The sequence below is a fragment of the Streptomyces sp. UNOB3_S3 genome, from assembly GCF_020740895.1.
Classification (GTDB): Bacteria; Actinomycetota; Actinomycetes; order Streptomycetales; family Streptomycetaceae; genus Streptomyces.
The window spans coordinates 1-4,251 of the sequence record NZ_JAILXP010000496.1; the positions used below are offsets into that span (position 1 = coordinate 1).

Here is a 4,251-nt window from a genome sequence, read left to right on the forward strand (position 1 = left end):
CCGCCACCCTGGTCGCCGGCGCCGCCCACCACCTGGCCCTGCCCGAGGTGCCCGCCGACGCCGAGCGCGTCCGCCTCGGCAGCGTGGACCTCGCCGCCCGGCGCATCGCCCGGCACCGCGGCTCCGCCGTCGTCCTCGCCGACGGCGACCCCGGCTTCTTCGGCGTCGTCCGCACCCTGCGCGCCCCCGAGCACGGCCTGGAGGTCGAGGTGGTGCCCGCCGTCTCCTCCGTCGCCACCGCCTTCGCCCGGGCCGGCATGCCCTGGGACGACGCCCAGGTCGTCGTCGCCCACAGCCGCGACCTGCGGCGCGCCGTCAACGTCTGCCGCGCCCACCCCAAGGTCGCCGTCCTCACCTCGCCCGGCGCCGGCCCAGCCGAGCTCGCCCTGCTCCTCGGCCCCGTCCACCGCACGTTCGTCATCTGCGAGGAACTGGGCACCGAGCGCGAGCAGGTCACCGTCGTCACCTCCGACCGGGCCGCCGACCACACCTGGCGCGACCCCAACGTCGTCATCGTCATCGGCGGCTTCGGCGCCCCCACCGGCCGCGGCGGCTGGATCGCCGGCCGCGACCCCGGCTACCCGCCGGCCCTGCGGGGCTGGGCGCTGCCGGCGGACGCCTACGCGACGGGCCCGGACGCCGCCGAGGACATCACCGGTGGCGGCGGTCCCGGCGAGGGGGAGTCCACCGAACTCCGCGCCGCCCAACTGGCACGGCTCGGCCCGCGCGTGGGCGACCTCGTATGGGACATCGGCTCCGGCAGCGGCGCGGCGGCCGTCGAGGCCGCCCGCTTCGGCGCCGCCGTCATCGCCGTCGACCTCGACCCCGCCGCCTGCCGCCGCACCGCCACCGTCGCCCGGCGCTACGGCGTACAGCTCCAGATCGTCCAGGGCGTCGCCCCGCAGGTCCTGGAGGACCTGCCGGAGCCCGACGTCGTCCGGGTCGGCGGCGGGGGAGCCCCCGTCGTGGCCGCCTGCGCGGACCGCCGCCCCGAGCGCATCGTCGCCCACGCCGCCACCCGTGACGACGCCGAGGCCATCGGGAGGGCGCTCGCGGAGGGCGGGTACGCCGTGGAGTGCACGCTGCTCCAAGCAGTGGAGTTGGACACAAGCGCCTGGACGGAGCGGGAGCGCGCCGTAGCCTTCCTTCTGAGTGGCCGTCGTACGCACCCTTGAGAACGGGCGACCGTCCGCGGGGTAGGCTGGCGGATCGTTGTGCAGCCGCCCGGGCCGTCCCGGAACGACTCGGTGTCCGACACCACAGCCGTCAATGCCCCGAACGCGCCTCCCGCTTGGCACGTACAGGGCAGGGTGGCTCCGGACGGTACACAACGTGCCGCGACGTACACGCACTCGTTCTTCTCCATGGGCGTGAGCGGTTGGAAGGAGCACTACCGATGGGCGAGGGGTACGCATGACCGACACCGGCCGGTTCCCGGACGAGGGACAGCCGGAGAACGCAGGCGCACTGCCCGGCCACCCGCTTTCCGCGGATGGCACGGCCCCTGCCGACCCCGGGGATCCCACCGCCTACTCCTACCTCGACCACGACGCCGCGGACGAGGACGACCTGCTGCTGATGCCGGGCGCCCAGGGCGCCTGGAGCGAGCAGCCCACCGTCCAGGGCGGTACGCACGAGACGGGCGGCCGCGACACCGGCTCCCTCGACTACACGAGCGTGCGCACCCCGGCACAGGCCGCCGCGCCCGCGCAGCCGCGCCGCCCGCTCCACCTGGGCCCGCCCGTACCGGAGCCCAACAGCGGTGTCGTCCGCTCCCTCGCCGACCGCGGCCCCGCCGCCCCGCAGCAGCCCGTCGGCTCCCCGGTCCGCCCGCCGGCCCCGCCGGTCGGCGGCGTCGAGTACCTCGACGTTCCGCCGGCGGACGTACCGCCCGTGGCTCCGCCTGCGGTTCCGCCCGCGGTTCCGGCCACGGACGTTCCGCCGGTGGCCTTCGTGCCGCCGCAGCACGCGGGTGACGCGGTCGCGGCCGCCGCCCACGACATAGGCGTCGCAGGCCCGGTGACGGCCCCTGACGGTGGCTCGGCCGCCGCGCCGGGCCTCCCCGGCCCGCGCGGCCCCGAGCCCACGCCCGAGCCGGTCCCCGAGCCCGTCCCCGTCATGACGGTCGCCCCCGGCGCGGCCCAGGCCCTCGTCGACCGAGTGGCGCCGACTCCGCCGGCGGGCACGCCCGTGCCCGTTGGGGTGGGGGCGGTGCCCGGTGGACCGGGCACCGCCGAGTCCGGCGGTGCGGCTGCCGAGACGGCTCCGGTCGCGGCGGCTCCGGCGGCACCGGTGGCACCGGCGGTTCCGGCCGAGGCCGTTCCCGGTGAGGCCGTTCCGGCTGATGCCACCGGGGCGATGACCGGCGAGCCGGCTGTGGCCGTTCCGGCCGAGCCTGCCGCTGGTGCGGTGGTGACCGCCGAGCCGCCGGCCGAGGACGCGGCCGGTGTCGTTCCGGCTGACGCCCCGGCTGACGCCCCGACCGACGCCGCTGGGCCGGTCGCCGTGGACGTCCCGGCCGAGCAGGCGCCCGCCGAGGTGGGTGTGCCGGACGTGCCGGGTGACGTGCAGTCTGCCGAAGGCGCGGCCGGTGTGGTTCCGGCTGAGGCCGTCGTACCGGACCAGGCGCCCGCCGTTCCGGACGCGCCCGTGCCGGGTGACGGCGCTGGGGCGGCGGCCGGGAGCGTCGCGCCCGAGCAGGTACCCGCCCCTGTGGACGCGCCGTCGGCCGACACATCGGCCGGGGCTGTTCCGGCCGAGCCTGCCGCTGGGCCGGTGGCCGATGGCCTCGCGGCCGAGCAGGAGCCGGTCGTGGCGGCTGACGTGCAGTCTGCCGAAGGCGCGGCTGGTGCGGTTGTGGCTGATGCCGTCGCGCCTGTCGTGCCCGTCGTGCAGGGCGATGCGCCGTCGGTGGCTGACGTCGCCGGGGCGGTGGCCGCAGACCTCGCGCCCGAGCAGCCGTCCGCTGTCGCCGCTGCGCCGGTCGCGCCGGGCGACGTGCCGTCGGCCGATGCCGAACCGGCTGTGGCCGCGCCCGTTGACGCGCCGTCGGCCGAGGCGACGGCCGAGGCCGTCCCGGCTGCCGAGCCGGCCCCGACCGCGCCGGATGACGCGCCGTCGGCCGAGTCCGTCGTACCGGCCGCCGCCGGGGCGAGCCAGACCGCCGAGCCGGTGGCCGATGCCCAGGCCGGGCCCGTTCCGGCCGTGCCGGAGCAGATCCCCGCGGTCGCGCAGGCGGCGGAGACGGCTACAGCCGTGGCGGATGACGTGCCGTCGGCCGATGTCGCGGCCGAGGCCGCCGAGCCGGTCGCCGAGGTCGTTCCGAGTGACGTGCCGTCGGCTGAGGTGCCGCTCCAGGAAGCCGTCGCAGGCGTGCCGGGTGACGTCGTCACACCGCCCGAGGCCGTTCCGAACCCCGTACAGCAGACCACCGACGATCAGCCGCCGGCCCCGGTCGCCGTTCCGGCGGCGGCACCTGTCCAGGGTGCGCCCGCCGGGGTGCGGGGCATGGGCGTCATGGCCTTCCTCGAGCCCCCTGTCCCGCTGGCCGTGGTCGACGCCATGCCCGCCCCCGAGGCGGTCACCGACTCCACGACTCCTGTCGTCGTTGACACGCGGGTCGATGGCTCGCAGGCCGACATCGGTGCCGTCGCTGACGGCACTGCGTCGGAGCAGGTTGCCGTCGCCCCTGCGGCCGAGGAGGCGGCGCCGCAGATGGCAGTCGCCACCGACAGCGGGCAGGCGGCCGACGCCCCTGCTGCCGAGGACCTGGCATCGCCGCCTGCCTCCGCCGCCGAAGGCGAGCAGCCCGTTGCCGTCGCCGACGCCTCCGCGATCGGAGACGGACAGCCCGTTCCGGCACAGTCCGTCGCCGTCGCCGACGGCAGCGCGCCTGCGGAGGACACGGCATCGCAGGCCGCACCCGCCGTGGCTGCGGATGAGACCGCCGCCGGAAGCGAGCAGTCCGACGCCCCCGTCGACGGTGGTGCGTCCGCGCAGGCGGCCGACGCCCCCGCGACCGAGGACGCGGCAGCACCGGCCGCACCCGCCACCGGCGGTGAGCAGCCCGACACCGCTGTCGTAACCGACGAAACCGCGCCCGCGCAGGCGGGGCCCGGTGTCGCCGACGCCCCGCAGCCGGCCGAGGCCGTGGCCGACGCTGCCGCGCCACAGGCGCCCGTCGCGGCGACCGCCCCCGCCGCCGAGGGTGAGCAGGCCGTCCCCGACGGCACCGCCGCCCCCGCTCCCGGC

The 4,251-nt window shown here is 77.7% G+C and carries 1 protein-coding gene and 1 pseudogene; both read left to right on the forward strand.

Annotation, left to right across the window (positions count from 1 at the left end; all coding sequences use genetic code 11):
• The coding region (gene cbiE / locus K6I33_RS32455) for a precorrin-6y C5,15-methyltransferase (decarboxylating) subunit CbiE (RefSeq protein ID WP_229358178.1) at nucleotides 1–1,175 on the forward strand (1,175 nt) is incomplete at its 5' end.
• A gap of 238 nt (nucleotides 1,176–1,413) precedes the next feature.
• Nucleotides 1,414–4,251 (forward strand): annotated as a pseudogene (locus tag K6I33_RS32460) (hypothetical protein); the annotation flags it as partial.